Genomic DNA, 16589 nt, shown 5'->3' with positions numbered 1-16589 from the left:
TCAGTCTCGGTCGAGGGCCAGGTCCTCGGGGGTGTGCAGCCGCACCATGGTGCGAGAGGTGTGCCGGGGGATGCGACCCGGAGTCGCGAGGGACACGACGACCGCGGTGGCGAAGGAGATCGGGATCGTCCAGGCTGCCGGCTGGCCGAGCAGCGCCCCGGTCCAGCCCGGGACCGGGCCGGCGAAGATCGTGATGGCCACCGCGACGGCAGCCAGGGTCCCGCCGACCACGAGGCCGGCTGCTGCTCCCACGGTGCTGAGGCCGCGCCACCAGGATCCCAGCACCAGGAGGGGGCAGAACGTGGACGCGGCCACCGCGAACGCCAGGCTCACCATGGTCGCGAGGCCGACCGGCTCGATCAGTCTCGACGCGGCATACGGGACGATGACCGACAGCACCGTCGCGAGCCGGAAGCCCTGTGCCACGGTGAAGTCGTCGCCGGTCATCCGACCGAGCCGCCTGCGCAGCAGGTCCTGGTCGATCACCCCGGCCACCGACATGGTCAGACCTGACGCCGTCGACAGGAACGCGGCGAAGGCGCCCCCTGCAAGCACCGCCGAGAGCACCTCACCGAGCCCGTCGGGGACGATCGCCCCGGGCAGCCGCAGGACGAGGGTGTCGGCGGCCGTGCCCACCGGCAGCTCGGGGATGTAGACGCGGCCGAGGATGCCGTAGAGGGGCGGGAAGAGGTAGAAGGCGCCGAGGAGGGCGACCACAGTCAGGGTGGTGCGTCGTGCAGCCTTGCCGTCGGGATTCGTGTAGAACCGCACCAGCACGTGCGGCAGACCCATGGTGCCGAGGGCGAGTGCCAGCAGCAGGCTGTAGGTCGCGTAGACCGGATGGCCTTGTCCTGCAAGGCCGTTCAGTGGCTCGGCCCAGGCGGTCTTCTCGGCGATGGCGGGGGAGGGCGCGCCATCGCCCAGCCATACACCGAGCAGGACGAAGGCCGGGACGGCGATGGCGGTCAGCTTGATCCAGTACTGGACGGCCTGCACGAGGGTGATCGACCGCATACCCCCTGCCGCCACGTTGGCCACCACGACGACGGCGACGACCAGGCCGCCGACCCAGGTGGGGGCACCGGTGACCGTCGCCAGGGCCAGCCCCGCGCCCTGGAGCTGGGGTAGGAGGTAGAGCCAGCCGATCGCCACGACGAGCACGGAGCAGAGCTTGCGGATCACGGTGCTCTCGAGCCGGGCCTCGGCGAAGTCGGGCAGCGTGTAGGCGCCCGAGCGGCGCAACGGTGCGGCGACGAGGACGAGGAGGACGACGTAGCCGACGGTGTATCCGACGGGGAACCACAGCATGTCCAGGCCATTGGTGTAGACCAACCCGGCGATGCCGAGAAAGCTTGCCGCGGAAAGGTATTCACCACCGATGGCACTGGCGTTGCGGTAGGGGGTCACGGTGCGTCCGGCGACGTAGAAGTCGCTCGTCGTTCTCGACAGGCGCAGACCGAACGCGCCGATCGCCAGCGTCACGGTGCAGATGAGGACGATGGCGACGACCCCGTAGGCCGGGTTCACGACGCCTCCTCTGCCCGGTGGTCGGCGTCCATCAGCGACGCCGGACGACGTGGGAGAACTCCGCCTCGATCCGTTCGGACGCCCGCACGTAGTAGCGCGCTACGATGATCGCCACCGGGTAGACGACGAACGCGAGGACCAACCAGGGCAGTGGGACGCGGCCCAGGGCCATCGTGCGGGTCGCCGGCACCAGCAGGAACACCAGGGGCAGGCCGCCGAGTCCGACGGCCCCGAACGCCAGCACCCTCAGGGCTAGGCGCAGCTGGGCGGACATCAGGCCGGCCATGTAGACCTCCCCCAGCGTGCTCTGTTCGTCGATGTCACGGGTGAGCGGTCGCAGGTCCCGCCGCGTCGGTGCGTCGCGACGGGTGCTGGTGACCCGGACCCGGACGGGCGCCGGACCGTGGGGCTGCGCCGGCGCGGCGTCCGGTCCCTGGTCGCCGGGTCCGGTCACGACGTGACGCGCGGGGTGGCCCTGAGCAGGCGGTCGCGCAGCTCGCGGGTGTGTCGTCGGCTGACCTGGAGCTCCGCGCCCTCGAGGACGACGCTGCAGCGACCGTGCTCCATCCGAACTTCCCTGATGTGGGCCAGCGACACGAGGGTGCTGCGGTGAATGCGCACGAATCCTGCTGCCGCCCAACGCTCTTCGAGCGTGCTGAGTGGGATGCGCACCAGGTGGGACCCGGCTTCGGTGTGCAGCCTGGCGTAGTCGCCCTGCGCCTGGGCGTAGCGGATCTGGCTCCTGGTGATGAACCTGGTGACCCCGCCGAGCTCGACGGCGATCGTCTCGTCCTCAGGGGCGGCCGCGGTAGCGGTCCCGGACCCGGGGTCGGCGGCCGCCACGACGCGACGCACTGCCTCCGCGAGGCGATCGGCCCGGACCGGCTTCATGACGTAGTCCGTCGCGTCGATGGCGAACGCGTCGACGGCGTGCTGGTCGTGGGCCGTGACGAAGACGACCTGGGGCCGCTCCACGAACCTCGCGATGACCCGCGCGAGCTCCATGCCGTCGAGCCCGGGCATGGAGATGTCGGAGAAGACGACGTCGATGTTGCCGCCGTCGAGCGAACGCAGCGCGTCGGCCCCGCTCGAGGCCGTCATGACCTCGGCGATGCGGTGGTCCTGGCGCAGCAGCCAGCTGAGCTCCTCGAGCGCAGGGGCTTCGTCGTCCACGACGAGCGCGCGCAGCGCTGCGCCCGCGGGGCCGACGGTGGCGTCCTGCGGGCGGCGGGGCTCCGGGTCGGCGGAGGGCGCGCCAGCCATGGGGGAGAGCCTACGACGTGGGATGGACCCCGGGGGCGTACTTGGGCACCCGGAATGTGACCTTCGTCCCGGCTCCGGGCGCGGTCTCGACCACGAGGCCGAAGTCGTCGCCGTAGACCTGCCGCAGGCGCGCATCGACGTTGCCCAGCCCGACGTTGTCGCCCTCCGCCCCGCCGTCGAGCACGCTCCTGATCGCCTGCGGGTCCGAGCCCACCCCGTCGTCCTCGATGGTGATGACGGCCTCGGCGCCCTCGTCGCTCGCGGAGATGCTGACGTGGCCACCGCCCTCCTTCGAGGCCAGCCCGTGCCGGACCGCGTTCTCGACGAGGGGCTGGATCGCCAGGTAGGGCACCGTCACGGGCAGCACCTCCGGGGCGATCAACAACGAGATCCGCAGCCGGTCGCCGAACCTCGCCTGCTCGAGCACGAGGTACCGCTCCACGTTGCGCAGCTCCTCGGCCAGCGTGGTGAACGCACCTCCCCGGCGCAGGGCGTACCGCGTGAAGTCGGCGAACTCGAGCAACAGCTCACGGGCGCGCTCGGGGTCGGTCCGTACGAAGGAGGCGATGGCCGCCAGTGAGTTGTAGATGAAGTGGGGGCTGATCTGGGCGCGCAGCGCGCGCAGCTCGGCCTCCATCGTGCGGGTGCGCTGGTGGCCGAGGTCGGCGAGCTCGGCTTGCGTGGCCATCCACCCCGCGACCTCCTCCGTCGCCCGGGCGAGACCGGCCGAGGCGTGCGGACCGTATGCCGCGATGGCGGCGACCACGCGTTCACCGGTGACCACGGGCGCGATCACGGCCGTCCTGGCGGGGCAGTCGGGGTCGGGGCACTGCACCTGGCCGGCCCGCAGGACGATGGTTCGCCCGGTGCGGAGCACCTCCTCCGCGTGTCCTGGTGCGTCGGCGGCGTGGTGCTCCGGCGCTCCGTCCCAGGCCAGCAGCCCGCTCGCATCGCAGACGGCCACCCCCGGGGACCCCAGGAGCTCGCGCAGGTGCTTGGCGGCCTTGGTCGTGCCCTCGGCCGTCAGGCCGTCCTGCAGGTGGCGGGCTGCCATCGAGGCGGTGTGGAGCGTGGCGTGCGTGGCGTGGTCGACCTCGGAGACGAAACCCCGGGCGGCGTTGCGGCCATGACGCACCAGCCGCACCAGGGCGTAGACCAGCACCATGGCGCCCGCGACAAAGATCGCGGTGGGGAGGTTGAAGCTGCCCGACACATCGCGCACTCTAGGCGGAGTCGTGGCCTCCGAGCCGGATCGCGGGCCTGAGCGCCATCGCGAGCGCAGGGCCTCATCACGAGCGCAGGGCCTGATCGCGGGCTCGGAGCGGATCGGCCAACGCCTAGGCTGCTCCCCGTGGTCGACGTCATCGCTTCGCTTCGCCCCCTCGCCGACCTGCCCGGGGTCCCGGAGAAGATCGCAGCCGCCCGCGAGGCGTGTGAGCGGCTGCGCTGGCACGAGGCGCTGCGACGCCGCATCCCCGAGGCTGCGGCCGAGTCGCGGGTGCGAGGTGCCCAGGCCAGCGCGGCGCTGGAGGGCGCGACGGTGCCGCTCGACCTGGTGCGTGACGTCATGCGCGGCGCAGCCCAGTGGCCGCTCGAGCCCGACCCTGTCGAACGCGTGGCCCGCGGAGCGGTGACCGCCACCGCCGAGAGCGAGCACGTGCGGAGCCTGGTCGCCAGCGCCCCCCTCCAGGCCCTTGCGAGGCTGCACGTCGCCGCAGCCTCGGGCCTCCTCCCGGACCACCAGCTGGGTCGGCCCCGGATCGAGGGGGAGTCCAGCGCGGAGCTCCTCGACCTCGGGGCGGCCCCGGGTGCGAGCGAGCTGCGTGACCGGCTCGAGCTCCTGGTCGGTGTGATGACGGCAGGTTCCGCAGTGCCGGCCCTGGTCGTCGCGGCGCTGGCCCACGCGGAGATCGCGACCCTGCGCCCCTTCGTTCGCGGCAACGGCGTCGTGGCGCGGGCCGTCGAGCGCGCCCTGGTGCAGGCCACCGGGCTCGACCCCACCGGGGTCGTCGTCACCGAAGCTGGGCACGCCACCCAAGGCGGGCCGGCCTATCTCGGCGCGCTCGCGGCATACGGAACCGGCAGTCCGGAGGGGCTGGGACTGTGGATCGGGCACTGCGCCGACGCCATCGTGGCGGGCGCGGCGCAAGGCGAACAGATCTGCGACGCGGTGCGTGCGGGGCGGCTCACCTGACCCGTTCGTGGGGACACGCGCGGCACCCACGGACAGGTGAGGCATTGGATTTCCTGCGTCGCCCGGACGTATTGGATTTCCTGCTTCGCCCGACGTATTGGATTTCCTGCTTCGCCCGGAAGTCAAGGCTTTCCTTTGCCCCGGAGCGGGGGTACACATGGAGGCAAGTCGACGGTCGTGAGGCCGACGACCACCGTGACTCCATCGGGCACCCACGCGCGGGCAGTCCACTGGTGGACCGATCGTGACGGGCTTGTCCCGGTGCGACAACTACAGAATGCACGCCTGGTAACCCGTGGCGGATCACGGTGCGATGGCACCCCGCTGCGCGGGGTGCCATCCTTCGGTTCGTGGCGGTTTGCGCGCGATGGGCGTCTGTCGCTGCGACGCGACGCCAAAACTCGCCCCGAAACGCGCCGGATCGAGTTGCGGTTGAAGGGTAAATGGTCCACCATGAAGACGTCCGCTCCCCCTTGTGGGTAGAGCGGATCGGCGCACCGGCTCCTCCCCCCCGGAGCTTGGCGCGTCGACGGCCCCGGTTGTCCCCCCGACCGGGGCCGTCCCCTTTCCTCCTTCAATGCAGCCTCCTGCAATGAAGCCTGCTGCAAGGCAGCCTCTTCCAACCCTGCCTCGTGCAAGGCTTCTGAGGTGCGCCGGAACGGCGCCGTGGTGGCTGCGCTCGTCCACAGCGGCGACAGGCCTGGCGGATGGGTCCACAGGACGCCACGTGGTGGTGGCTCCGGTGAATGCGCAGGCCCAGGCTGACGGGCATGGACCACAGGGTGATGGGCGTGATCGGCGCGTCAGGCGGGCTGGGGGTGTCGACCCTGGCTGTCGCGCTCGCGGTGCGCGCCGGTCCGCGCGTGGGCGCCACGGTGGCCATCGACGGAGCGCCCGACGGCGGTGCCCTGGATGTGACGGCCTGCCTCGAGCACCTGCCCGGCCTGCGCTGGCCAGACCTGGCGGCAGCGCAGGGTGCACTCGACGGAGCAGCGCTGCTGCGGGCCCTGCCCAGTGAGGCGACGACCAGAGTCCTTTCCGGTGGTTACCCAGGGCTGAGCGATGACGTGGTGGGCGCCGCGGTGGCGGCCCTGGCGCGGGTCTGTGGTGTGGCCGTGGTCGACCTCGGCTGCTCCCTGTGGCTGGCGAACCGGTGCACGGAGCTGGTGGTTGTGGTGGGTACGTCCTCGCGCCACCTCGCGGACGCGATGACCTTGGCCGAGGTGGTCCACGAGCTCGGTCGTCCTGCGGTCCTCGTCGTGAGGACGGGTCGAGGCGACCCGGTCGGCCCCGAGGAGGTGGCGGTCCACCTCGACCTGCCCCTGGTGGGGACGCTTCGCGATGACTCGCGGATCGCGGCCGACGCGGACCGCGGTCGTACTCCGGGCAGTCGTTCCTCGGGGGTGCTGTCGGCCCTGGCCGACTCACTGTTGGGAGCCGGGGCGCCGGACGCCCGGTCCGAGCACCCGGTGGGCGCGTGAGGACGGTGGGCCGATGAGCCAGGAGGCTCTGATCGTGGACCGGATCCGCCGTGGCCAAGGACCAGACTCGGCTGCGGTGACCGATGTCGCCGCGGCCGACGTTGCCCGACTCGGCGACGGGGGCGTGGAGTCCGCGCGCAGCGTGCTGGCCTCCGAGGTCCTTGGACTCGGCCCCCTGGAGGCCTGTGTCGCCGACCCCGACGTCACGGACGTCCTCGTCAACGGTGACGGCTCGGTGTGGCTCGATCGGGGGAGGGGTGGCGTGCAACGGGCCGATGTCGACCTCGAACCGTCGGCAGCGCGACGGTTGGCCGTGCGGCTCGCGGGGCTTGCCGGGCGACGACTGGACGAGAGCCAGCCGTGGGTGGACGGCCTGTTGCCCAGCGGCATCCGGCTGCACGCGATCCTCCCGCCGCTGGTCGACGGCGGCCCCCACGTGAGCCTGCGGGTGCCTCGTGCTTCCGGGGTCGGGCTGGGGGCACTGCGGGCTCGGTGCATGTTCGATGGTGCGGTCGAGGAGCTGCTGCGCGGCCTGGTGCTCGGCCGCTGCTCCTTCGTCGTCAGCGGTGGGACCGGGTGCGGCAAGACCACCCTGCTCGCGGCCATGTTGGCCGAGGTGCCCGAGGCGGAGCGGATCGTCGTCGTGGAGGACGTCCGCGAGCTGGCCGTGGCCCATCCTCACGTCGTGCGGCTCCAGGGTCGTGGACCCAACATCGAGGGTCAGGGCGCGGTGGGGCTCGTCGACCTCGTCCGGCAGGCCCTTCGCATGCGACCCGACCGGCTCGTGGTGGGTGAGGTGCGCGGGGCTGAGGTGCGCGAGATGCTCGCGGCCCTCAACACCGGCCACGAGGGCGGCTGCGGCACCCTGCACGCGAACGCGCCTGCGGACGTGCCACGCCGCTTCGATGCACTCGGTGCGCTCGCGGCGATGCCGAGGGACGCCGTGCAGACCCAGCTCTCCAGCGCGGTGCAAGCGGTGGTCCACGTCGAACGCGGGGTGAGAGGGCGGCGGGTCGCCTCCCTGTCGGTGATCAGGTGGACCGGCGACGAGACGGTCTGCGACCTCGCGCTGGATGTCGCTTCCGGACGCCAGGGCCCCGGATGGGCCCGGCTGGCCACCCTGACCGGAGGACGGGTGTGAGGATCGCCCTGATGGCCGGACTGCTGGTCGCCGCCGCGACCTTGTGGCCCGTCTCCCGCAGTCATCTGCCCATGCGGGAGGGCGGCCAGGGAGGCGACGAGATCCGACCCGCCGGCGTCGCTCGCAGCCGCGGATGGCGCCGTGGGTCTCGTCGAGTGGCCTTCGACGCGGCTCTCGCCGAGCTCGTCGCGGCCGTCGCTGCCCCTCTGCGTGCCGGGGTCGTTCCAGCGGTTGCTCTGGCTGCGGCCGAGCCGAGCTGCGCCGACGACCCCGTGCTCGCCCGCCTGGTGCGAGACCTCGTCGAGGCGACGCGGGCGGGCGCGCCGGCGGCCGAGGTGTGGCTGCGTCACGCCCAATCCCAGGGCAGCGCCGATCTGCAGTTCGTGGGGCGAGCCTGGGCTCTCAGCGAACGGACCGGGGCGCCGCTGGCCGAGGCGCTCGACTCGTGTGAGGGAGTCCTGCGGGCGCGGGAGCGCGGACGACAGCGGCTCGCCAGCGCCGCCGCAGGCCCGCGAGCCTCGATGGCCGTGTTGTGCCTGCTCCCCGCGAGCGGTCCCCTCGTCGGTGCAGCGGTCGGGGTGGATCCTGGCGCACTCTATTTCTCGTCGCCCGCCGCGACAGGCAGTCTCGTGCTCGGGCTGTCCCTGGCCGCCGGGGCCTGGTGGTGGAGTCGCCGGATCCTCCGTCGGGCGACATGACGCTGCTCGCCCTGCTCCTGGTCGGGCTGGCCACGGCCTTGTGGCCGAGCCGGTCTGGGCAAGGAGGGCTTGGACGGCAAGGAGGGCTTGGACGGCAAGGAGGGCTTGGACCGCAAGGAGGGCCGGGAGGGGATCGGCACCATGCGTCGACGGGCATCGTGGCTTGGCCGACCGTCGCCTTCTTCCGCGACCGGAGACCCACCCGACGGCGCCACCTCGCGTCGTCGGACGAAGTGGCCGATGCGCTGGTCCTCATCAGCCTGGCCCTTCGCGCTGGCCTCCCGCTGGTCGAGGCCCTGCACCAGGTCCAGGCGGCGTCGACCGGTCGGGTGCGCGGCGAGCTGGCGGCGGTCGTCGCAGCACTGCGTTGGGGACGTCCTGCCCGCGAAGCGTGGTCCTACGCGGGACCGGGCTGGCGGCCGGCTGCGCTGGCGACCCACATGTCCGAACAGACGGGGGCGGCCCCGGCAGCACTCATCGACAGGGCGGCTGCACGGCTTCGCGAGGAGCGCGAACGCGAGCGCGAGCGGGCGGCGGCTCGCGCCGGAGTGCTGCTCGTGCTGCCCCTGGGGCTGGGTTTCCTGCCGGCCTTCGCCTGCACGGCAGTCGTCCCCGTCGTCCTGAACCTCGCCTCGGGTGTCCTGTCGGGAGCATCCCGCCCTGGCTTCGCGTGCACAGGCCTGAGATGCAGTGCTGGCGGGGGGTGCGCAGACGCGCTGAACTCGGCTGGAACAGGGCGCAGTGCCCGACCTACCACCAAGGAGTCAGCGTGAAATGCAAACTGGTTCAACGAGTTTCGACGCTTCGTCAGCACACCGAAGCAGGCATGACCACGGCGGAGTGCGCCATCCCCGCCCTGGTCCTCGTGCTCGTCGTGGCCTTGTCGGCGATCACCACCGTGACCGACCAGGTGCGCTGTGTTGACGCCGCGCGCGCCACGGCGCGAGCCCTCGCTCGCGGAGACGATGATGCGGTAGCCCTCGAGGTGGGGCACCGGCTCGCGCCTCCGCGGGCCGCCTTCTCCGTGACGCGCTCCGACCGGGATGTCTGGGTCGTGGTTCGGGGAGCTCCGTCCCCAGGACTGCGGTGGCTGGGGTCAGGGGCGTCCCCGACGGGTCAGGCGGTGGCTGCGCGCGAGGACGTCGACTCCAGTGATGCCCTGCTCGGGTCGGAGGCCCTGCCATGAGCTGGCGTGGGTTCGGCCGAGGTGAGCTCGGCCGGCGTGGGTTCGGCCGGCACGGTCGCGGGGAGATCGGCGGGGTGACGGTGGTCATCGTGGCGGCCGTGGGGGTGGCCTTCGTCCTGATCGTGGGCGCGCTGGCCCTGTCGAGCGCGGTCGTCGCCACCCACCGTGCGCGGTCCGCCGCCGACCTCGGCGCCTTGGCGGCGGCGCAGGCGTTGCAGGCTGGGGCAGATCCACGGGCGGCCTGCGCCGCCGGGGCCTCGGTCACGGCGAGGAACGGCGCGCGGCCTCAGGGGTGCTTCGTGGCGGGGGACGGTTCGGTCACGGTGAGGGCCAGGGTGACAGCGGGCTTCTCGCTGCCGGGACTGGTGGCCGGGACCACGACGGCGACGGCCCGTGCTGGGCCGTCGCCGTGATGGTGCTCGCGGTCAGTCGCGGTCAGTCGCGGGGCGCGGGGTCGCGACCCATGATCTTGTCGGCCACCGTGCGGTGGCCCGGGTGCGCCGAGTCGTCCGCCGCGGCGGGCCTGTCGTTCGAGGTCTCGTCGTCCGCCCGCTCGGTCCGGTCGTCGGTCCGCTCGCCGGCCGTGTCGGGAGTGCCAGCGGTCTGGGCATCGGACACGTGCGCGTCGTGTGAGTCACCGGCAACCGTGTCGCCGCTGTCCCGCTCGAGCACCTGGGTGGAGTCGGCGGACCTGGTCCCGGTACTGGTCCCGGTGGCGGCCCCGGTCTCGGTCTCGGTCCCGGTATGGGACTGGGTCCGCCCGGCAGGAGTCACGCTGTCCGGCTCGGCATCGGACGAGTGGCGGCCAGTCGTGGCGTCGGTGTCGGTCGTCCCCGCGCCTGCGTAGGTCGCGGTGGGTGCAGCGTCCGCGTCGCGGGCACCGCGCGGCCCACCAGCCCCAGTGGCGGCGGCCCCGACACCAGCAGCTCCCGCCGCGCCCGCACCTGCAGCAGCCGTCCGCGAGGCGAACTCCTGCTCGACCTTGCGGCGCTCGTCTGCACGCACCCGCTCCTCGCTGGCCTTCTCGCGGGAGGCGAACTCCTCTTCACGCGAGGCCAGCTCGCTGTCGCGCTCGCGGTCATGGTCGGCCAGGCGGGTCTGGAACTCCTCGTCCCGGATGCGGTCCCGCTCGGCGAGGGCGCTCTGGTGGGTCTCCTCGGCGCGGGCCCGCTCGTCGGCGCGAATGCTTTCCTCGAGCTTGGCCTGACGCTCGGCGTCCTTGGCCTCACGGATTGGACGGCGCCTGCGCTTGATGCTTCCCCGGATCATCGCCAGGCCGAGGACGAGGAGGAGCATCGCCACGGCGCCGGTGGCGAGCATGGCCAGCGGGGTCATTCCCCAGTGGTAGCCGGAGAGCTCCATGTCCACCGGCGAGGTGAGCGAGTCGGTCGCCAGGAAGAGCACGACACCCGCGGCGAGGGCGAGCAGAACAAGGATCAGTCCGAACACGATCACGGGTCGAAACCTCCGACACATCAAGGGTGCGTGGTGCACCGTCCGAAGGGTGCGGGGGCACCCTTCGCTTCGACCCTAGCCGCTGGCCTGCGGGTTTGCCCCTTTCGTCACGTCCGTTCCTTGCCGAGGGCGGACGCGGCCGGCAGCTGGACCTGGCGTCGATCGGACCCCCGTGGCGCGTGGGCCAGCACCGCCCGCAACAGTGCCACGGCCCCGGCCTTGTCGAGCGGTTCGTTGCCGTTGCCACACTTCGGCGACTGCACGCAGGCGGGGCAGCCGCTCTCGCAGCGGCAAGAGCGGACCGTCTCGAGAGTCGAGTCGAGCCAGAGCTCGAAGGAGTCGAACGCGCGCTCGGCGAAGCCTGCACCCCCGGGGTGCCCGTCATAGACCATGATCGTCGGCAGCCCGGTATCAGGATGCAGGGCGGTGGACACGCCCCCGATGTCCCACCGGTCGCAGGTCGCCACCAGAGGCAGCATGCCGATCCCCGCGTGCTCGGCAGCATGGGCGGCACCAGGGATGTCAGGCTCACCCACGCCGGCCGCCTCGAGCCACTCGACCGGCATGGTCCACCACACCGCGCGGGTGCTGAGGGTGCGCTGCGGCAGGTCGAGGGGGTGGGTCCCGATCACCTCGCCGCTGGCCAGCCGCCGCAGGAAGGACGTCACCTGCGTGTGCACCTGCACCGTCCCGAACGACACCCGCACCGGCCCCCAGTCCACGCTGCGCTGCGCACTGACGATGTCGAACGCGCTCACCGACTGCGCGAACGTGCTCCAGCCGGGGTCGCCCCTCACGACGGTCGCCGTCCCGTGGTCGAGGTCGAGGTCGGTCACGACATAGCTGTCGCCCTGGTGCACGTGCACCGCCCCCGTGTGCACCTGCGTGTGCGCCGACGCCTCGTCGATGGTGCCCAGCACCCGGCCGGTGCGCTGGTCGACGATCCCCACGACCTCGCCGGCTCCCCGCAGCGACACGTGGTCGGAGGCCCGGTCGGTGCGTGCCCAGTACCAGCCGCTCGGTCGCCGACGGAGGATCCCGCGCGCCACCAGGGCGTCCACGAGCCCGCGTGCCTGGTCGCCGAACATCGCGAGGTCCGCCTCCCGCAAGGGCAGCTCGGCCGCCGCGGCGGCGAGGTGCGGCCCGAGGACGTGCGGGTTGTCGGGGTCGAGGACAGTGGCCTCCACCGGTTGTCCGAAGACCACGTCGGGATGGTGCACGACATAGGTGTCGAGCGGGTCGTCGGCTGCGACGTAGATCGCCAGCGACCGGGTCCCGGCCCTCCCGGCGCGCCCGGCCTGCTGCCACAACGACGCTCGCGTGCCGGGCCACCCGGCGAGCAGCACGGCGTCGAGTCCGCTGATGTCGATCCCCAGCTCCAACGCGTTGGTCGCCGCGAGTCCCACGATCGCCCCCGAGCGCAGCGATCGCTCGAGCGCGCGGCGCTCCTCCGGCAGATAACCGCCCCGGTATGCCGCGACGGCACCTCCCAGCGCGGGCTCCACCTCCATCAGCGTCCGGCGGGCGCTGGTCGCCAGGGCCTCCACCCCGGCGCGGGACTTGGCGAAGGCCACCGTCTGCACCCGCCCGGAGACCAGGCTCGCGAGCAGGTCGGCCGCCTCGGAGGTGGCCGACCGGCGACCCGCACCCTCTCCGAGGAGTCCCGGTTCCCACAGGGCGAAGGTCATCGCCTCACGAGGTGAGCCGTCCTCCGTGACGGGCGCGACCGGCATACCGACGAGGCGCGAGGCGTGGGCCGCCGGGTCGCGCACCGTCGCCGAGGCGAGCACGAAGGTGGGATAGGAGCCGTAGCGTGCGCACACACGGCGCAGACGACGCAGCAACGCCGCGAGATGGGAGCCGAAGACTCCCCGGTAGGTGTGGCACTCGTCGATGACGACGTAGCGCAGCGCCCGCAGGAACGGCGCCCACCGCTCGTGCAGGGGTAGCAGGGAGTGGTGCACGAGGTCGGGGTTGGTCAGCACGAAGTGGGCGTGGTCGCGGATCCAGCGACGCTCCTCGGTCGCGGTGTCACCGTCATAGGTCGCGGCCCGCACCCCTGGCACGGCCATCGCCTGCACCCGGGCGAGCTGGTCGGCCGCGAGGGCCTTGGTGGGGGACAGGTAGAGCGCTGTCGCTCCGCGACCCGACGGCGCCAGCGCCCCTTCCACCACGGCGGACAGCACGGGTAGGAGGTAGCCGAGACTCTTGCCCGACGCCGTGCCCGTCGCCATGACCACGTGCGACCCGTCGTGGGCCAGGTCGGCGGCCTCCCGCTGGTGGGACCAGAGGGAGGTGACCCCGGCGTCGGCGCACGCGGCATACACACTGGGGTCGACCCATGTGGGCCAGTCAGCGAGCGATGCGGCCCGCGCGGGCACCTCGTGCACGTGCAGCAGCCGCTCGGCTCGCACTCCCGACGCGAGGCCGGCCAGCACCGACTGGGGGTCGAACGGAGCACGGCTCGTCCCGGCGGAATCGGGTGCGGTGGGACCAGAGGTGGACATTGCCGCTACCGTAATCCCGAGGGCAGACGGTGCACCCGTCTGCTCACCAGTGATGGCACCAGCGATGGCAACAGAAGGGGTGAGCGTGGACCTGTCGGTCTCCAGCAGCGAACAGGGCGCCGTGACGATCGTCCACGTGGCGGGCGAGATCGACGTATACACCGCTCCGCTGCTCCGCGAAGTGCTCGACAAGCAGGTGGCTGCGGGTCGCACCGACCTCGTCGTCGACCTCGAGAAGGTCACCTTCATGGACTCCACGGGCCTCGGCGTGCTCGTCGGCAGGCTCAAGCTCGTGCGTGGTCAGAACGGCACCCTGCGCATCGTCAGTGCCCAGGAGCGGATCCTCAAGGTCTTCAAGATCACCGGTCTGGACAAGGTCTTCCACATCTACCCCACGGTCGACGAGGCCTCCGAGGCGTCGAACGTCTGACGAAGTCGGCGTGATGAATTCTCTGTGACCCTGCTCACGCGGCGTCACATACCCTGTGACGTGCATTACCCTCGCCTGCAACGTCCCCTCTGTGGTGCGCCGTCGTGGCGTGCCCTTGGGCGGTCCTGAATGATTCCCCATCGAGGAGGATGGAATGTCGCGCCTTGCGCCTGCCGCCACCGCTGCTGACCTGCAGCTTGACGGCACCAATCTCACCCTGGTCTTCGCCGTGCTCGCCATTGCGATCATCGCGCTGGTCATGGGTGTGTTCTTCCGCCAGCAGGTTCTGGCGGCCGACCCCGGCACCGAGAAGATGCAGGAAATCGGCGCTGCCGTGGAAGAAGGCGCCCAGGCGTACCTCGCCCGCCAGTTCAAGACCCTGAGCGTCTTCATCGTCCTGGTCTTCGGCCTGCTGCTCCTGCTTCCCGCCGACACCTCCGAGGTTCGATGGGGTCGGTCCGCGTTCTTCGTCGTCGGCGCACTGTTCTCCGCCGCCATCGGCTACCTCGGCATGAGCCTGGCCGTCAAGGCCAACGTCCGGGTCGCGTCCGCCGCCCGCGGCGGCGACCGCGACTCGGGTATGCGGATCGCCTTCCGTACCGGTGGCACCGTCGGCATGGCGACCGTGGGCCTCGGCCTGCTCGGCGCCTCCGTCGTGGTCCTGCTCTACCAGGGCGACGCCCCCAAGGTGCTCGAGGGCTTCGGCTTCGGCGCCGCCCTGCTCGCCATGTTCATGCGTGTCGGCGGTGGCATCTTCACCAAGGCCGCCGACGTCGGCGCCGACCTCGTCGGCAAGGTCGAGGCCGGCATCCCCGAGGACGACCCGCGCAACGCCGCGACGATCGCCGACAACGTGGGCGACAACGTCGGCGACTGCGCCGGCATGGCCGCCGACCTGTTCGAGTCGTATGCCGTGATGCTGGTGGCCGCGCTCATCCTGGGTTCCGCCGCCTTCGGCACCTACGGCCTGGTCTTCCCGCTGATCGTGCCCGCAATCGGTGCGGTCACCGCCCTCATCGGCGTCTTCATCACGCGGGTCAAGCCCGGCGAAAACGCCCTCTCGGCGATCAACCGCGGGTTCTACATCTCGGCTGTCATCGCCGCCGTGCTCTCCGGCGTGGCCGCCTACGTCTACCTGCCCGACACGTTCAAGGGGCTCGGCTCCGCCGACGAGACGATTGCCGCTCTCACCGGCGACCCGCGCCGCTCGGCGGTTCTCGCCGTGATCATCGGCATCGTGCTGGCCGCGGTCATCCTGTGGCTCACGGGCTACTTCACGGGCACCGACAAGCGCCCCACCAAGGACGTCGCCCGCACCTCCCTCACCGGCGCGGCCACGGTCGTCCTGTCGGGCATCGGCGTCGGCCTGGAGTCGGCCGTCTACACCGCGGTCATCATCGGCGCGGCCGTCTACGCAGCGTTCCTGCTCGGCGGTGGCTCGGTCGTCCTGTCGCTGTTCCTCATCGCGCTGGCCGGCTGTGGTCTGCTGACCACGGTGGGCGTCATCGTGGCGATGGACACCTTCGGACCGGTCTCCGACAACGCCCAGGGCATCGCCGAGATGTCCGGCGACGTCGACGGCGAGGGCGCGCAGATCCTCACGGACCTCGACGCAGTGGGCAACACCACCAAGGCGATCACCAAGGGCATCGCGATCGCGACCGCCGTGCTGGCGGCCACCGCGCTCTTCGGCTCCTACTCCGACGCCTGGAAGGCCAAGTTCGAGCCCATCTTCACGGCCCTTCAGCAGAAGACCCAGACCGACCTGATGGCCAAGGTCCAGAGTGGCGCCCTGACCCAGGAGGCCGCGCAGGCGCAGTTCTCCTCGACCCTCCAGAAGGCCGCCGCGCCGTTCGACCTGCAGATCGTCACCCCGAGCGTGCTGGTCGGGCTGCTGCTCGGCGCGGCCGTCGTGTTCCTGTTCTCCGGACTGGCCATCAACGCGGTGACCCGCGCCGCCGGCGCCATCGTCTTCGAGGTGCGCCGCCAGTTCCGCGAGCACCCCGGGATCATGGACTACACCGAGAAGCCCGAGTACGGCCGCGTGGTCGACATCTGCACCAAGGACTCGCTGCGTGAGCTCGCGACGCCGGGTCTGCTCGCCGCCCTCACCCCGGTCGCCGTCGGCTTCGGCCTCGGCATCGGGCCGCTGGCCGGCTTCCTCGCCGGTGCGATCGGCACCGGCTGCCTGATGGCCGTGTTCCTCGCCAACTCCGGTGGGTCGTGGGACAACGCGAAGAAGATCGTCGAGGACGGCACCCACGGTGGCAAGGGCAGCGACGCCCACGCGGCCACCGTCATCGGTGACACCGTCGGTGACCCGTTCAAGGACACCGCCGGTCCGGCCATCAACCCGCTGATCAAGGTCATGAACCTCGTCTCGGTGCTCATCGCCCCGGCGGTCGTCACCCTCTCGATCGGCGACGACAAGAACAACGTGGTCCGCTACGGCATCGCTGCCGCCGCGATCATCATCGTCATCGCCGCGGTCGCCGTGTCCAAGGCACGCGACCTGGCGATCGGTGGCGACGGAGACGGTGAGGCTGCCGCGAGGTTCGACGCAGCCGCGCCCGACTCGGGCGAGGCCGAGACCGCTCCCGGCAAGGCAGTCGACGACGCCACCGACGCTGCCGACGCTGCCGACTCGGTCGAGGAGCCGGCGAAGCGCTAGCTCCACGGCATACCCACGCCTGCTGGAACGGACGGG

15 protein-coding genes are annotated in these 16589 nt (G+C 71.7%); 9 read left to right on the top strand and 6 right to left on the bottom strand.

Features of this window, described 5'->3' with window-relative positions:
- The 4 genes from AC1DWR_RS15520 to AC1DWR_RS15505 are packed head-to-tail and all read right to left on the bottom strand — an operon-like array spanning position 1 to position 4003.
- Positions 1-1527, bottom strand: coding sequence for a sodium/solute symporter (locus AC1DWR_RS15520; protein WP_477613900.1), 1527 nt, complete (start codon positions 1525-1527; stop codon positions 1-3).
- Between the two features lie 31 nt (positions 1528-1558).
- Positions 1559-1981, bottom strand: a complete 423-nt coding sequence (locus tag AC1DWR_RS15515; protein ID WP_477613899.1) for a hypothetical protein — start codon at positions 1979-1981, stop codon at positions 1559-1561.
- Positions 1978-2790 carry a LytR/AlgR family response regulator transcription factor gene (locus AC1DWR_RS15510; RefSeq protein ID WP_477613898.1) on the bottom strand — a complete coding sequence of 271 codons (813 nt, stop codon included), beginning with the start codon at positions 2788-2790 and terminating at the stop codon, positions 1978-1980. Before AC1DWR_RS15510 ends, AC1DWR_RS15515 begins: the two co-directional genes overlap by 4 nt.
- A 10-nt stretch (positions 2791-2800) precedes the next feature.
- Entirely contained in the window at positions 2801-4003 is a 1203-nt protein-coding gene (locus AC1DWR_RS15505; RefSeq protein ID WP_477613897.1) for a sensor histidine kinase, read from the bottom strand.
- A gap of 138 nt (positions 4004-4141) precedes the next feature.
- Between AC1DWR_RS15505 and AC1DWR_RS15500 the strand changes: the two genes are divergently transcribed.
- The 7 genes from AC1DWR_RS15500 to AC1DWR_RS15470 all read left to right on the top strand — a co-directional run bounded on the left by AC1DWR_RS15500 (position 4142) and on the right by AC1DWR_RS15470 (position 9903).
- On the top strand, positions 4142-4984 hold the full coding sequence (locus tag AC1DWR_RS15500) for a Fic family protein (protein WP_477613896.1): 843 nt from the start codon (positions 4142-4144) through the stop codon (positions 4982-4984).
- A gap of 770 nt (positions 4985-5754) precedes the next feature.
- On the top strand, positions 5755-6465 hold the full coding sequence (locus tag AC1DWR_RS15495; RefSeq protein ID WP_477613895.1) for a CpaE-like family protein: 711 nt from the start codon (positions 5755-5757) through the stop codon (positions 6463-6465).
- Between the two features lie 13 nt (positions 6466-6478).
- Positions 6479-7606: a TadA family conjugal transfer-associated ATPase gene (locus tag AC1DWR_RS15490; RefSeq protein ID WP_477613894.1), complete on the top strand. Its 1128-nt coding sequence runs from the start codon at positions 6479-6481 to the stop codon at positions 7604-7606.
- Between the two features lie 11 nt (positions 7607-7617).
- Complete coding sequence (locus AC1DWR_RS15485; protein WP_477624741.1) at positions 7618-8304, top strand: type II secretion system F family protein; 687 nt, start codon at positions 7618-7620, stop codon at positions 8302-8304.
- 158 nt (positions 8305-8462) lie between these two features.
- Positions 8463-9077, top strand: coding sequence for a type II secretion system F family protein (locus AC1DWR_RS15480; RefSeq protein ID WP_477624740.1), 615 nt, complete (start codon positions 8463-8465; stop codon positions 9075-9077).
- Positions 9078-9130: 53 nt separating this feature from the next.
- Entirely contained in the window at positions 9131-9490 is a 360-nt protein-coding gene (locus AC1DWR_RS15475; RefSeq protein ID WP_477624739.1) for a TadE family type IV pilus minor pilin, read from the top strand.
- Positions 9487-9903, top strand: a complete 417-nt coding sequence (locus AC1DWR_RS15470; protein ID WP_477613889.1) for an Rv3654c family TadE-like protein — start codon at positions 9487-9489, stop codon at positions 9901-9903. The genes AC1DWR_RS15475 and AC1DWR_RS15470 overlap by 4 nt, the downstream gene beginning before the upstream one ends.
- Before the next feature lie 22 nt (positions 9904-9925).
- Here the strand turns inward: AC1DWR_RS15470 and AC1DWR_RS15465 are convergent, their stop codons facing one another.
- Complete coding sequence (locus tag AC1DWR_RS15465) at positions 9926-10945, bottom strand: hypothetical protein (RefSeq protein ID WP_477624738.1); 1020 nt, start codon at positions 10943-10945, stop codon at positions 9926-9928.
- A gap of 107 nt (positions 10946-11052) precedes the next feature.
- Positions 11053-13452 (bottom strand): DEAD/DEAH box helicase, encoded by a 2400-nt coding sequence (locus tag AC1DWR_RS15460; RefSeq protein ID WP_477613887.1) that lies wholly within the window; start codon positions 13450-13452, stop codon positions 11053-11055.
- A gap of 85 nt (positions 13453-13537) precedes the next feature.
- Between AC1DWR_RS15460 and AC1DWR_RS15455 the strand changes: the two genes are divergently transcribed.
- Together AC1DWR_RS15455 and AC1DWR_RS15450 are read left to right on the top strand one after the other, a co-directional pair.
- A complete protein-coding gene (locus AC1DWR_RS15455) occupies positions 13538-13882 on the top strand; it encodes an anti-sigma factor antagonist (RefSeq protein ID WP_477613886.1) in 345 nt (114 codons plus the stop codon).
- Between the two features lie 154 nt (positions 13883-14036).
- A complete protein-coding gene (locus AC1DWR_RS15450; protein ID WP_477613885.1) occupies positions 14037-16553 on the top strand; it encodes a sodium-translocating pyrophosphatase in 2517 nt (838 codons plus the stop codon).
- The last annotated feature ends 36 nt before the right edge of the window (positions 16554-16589 follow it).

This window comes from Pedococcus sp. P2_E2, assembly GCF_056403955.1.
Note: the sequence above shows the minus strand (reverse complement) of the source record. Positions and strands in the feature narration are given on the sequence as shown.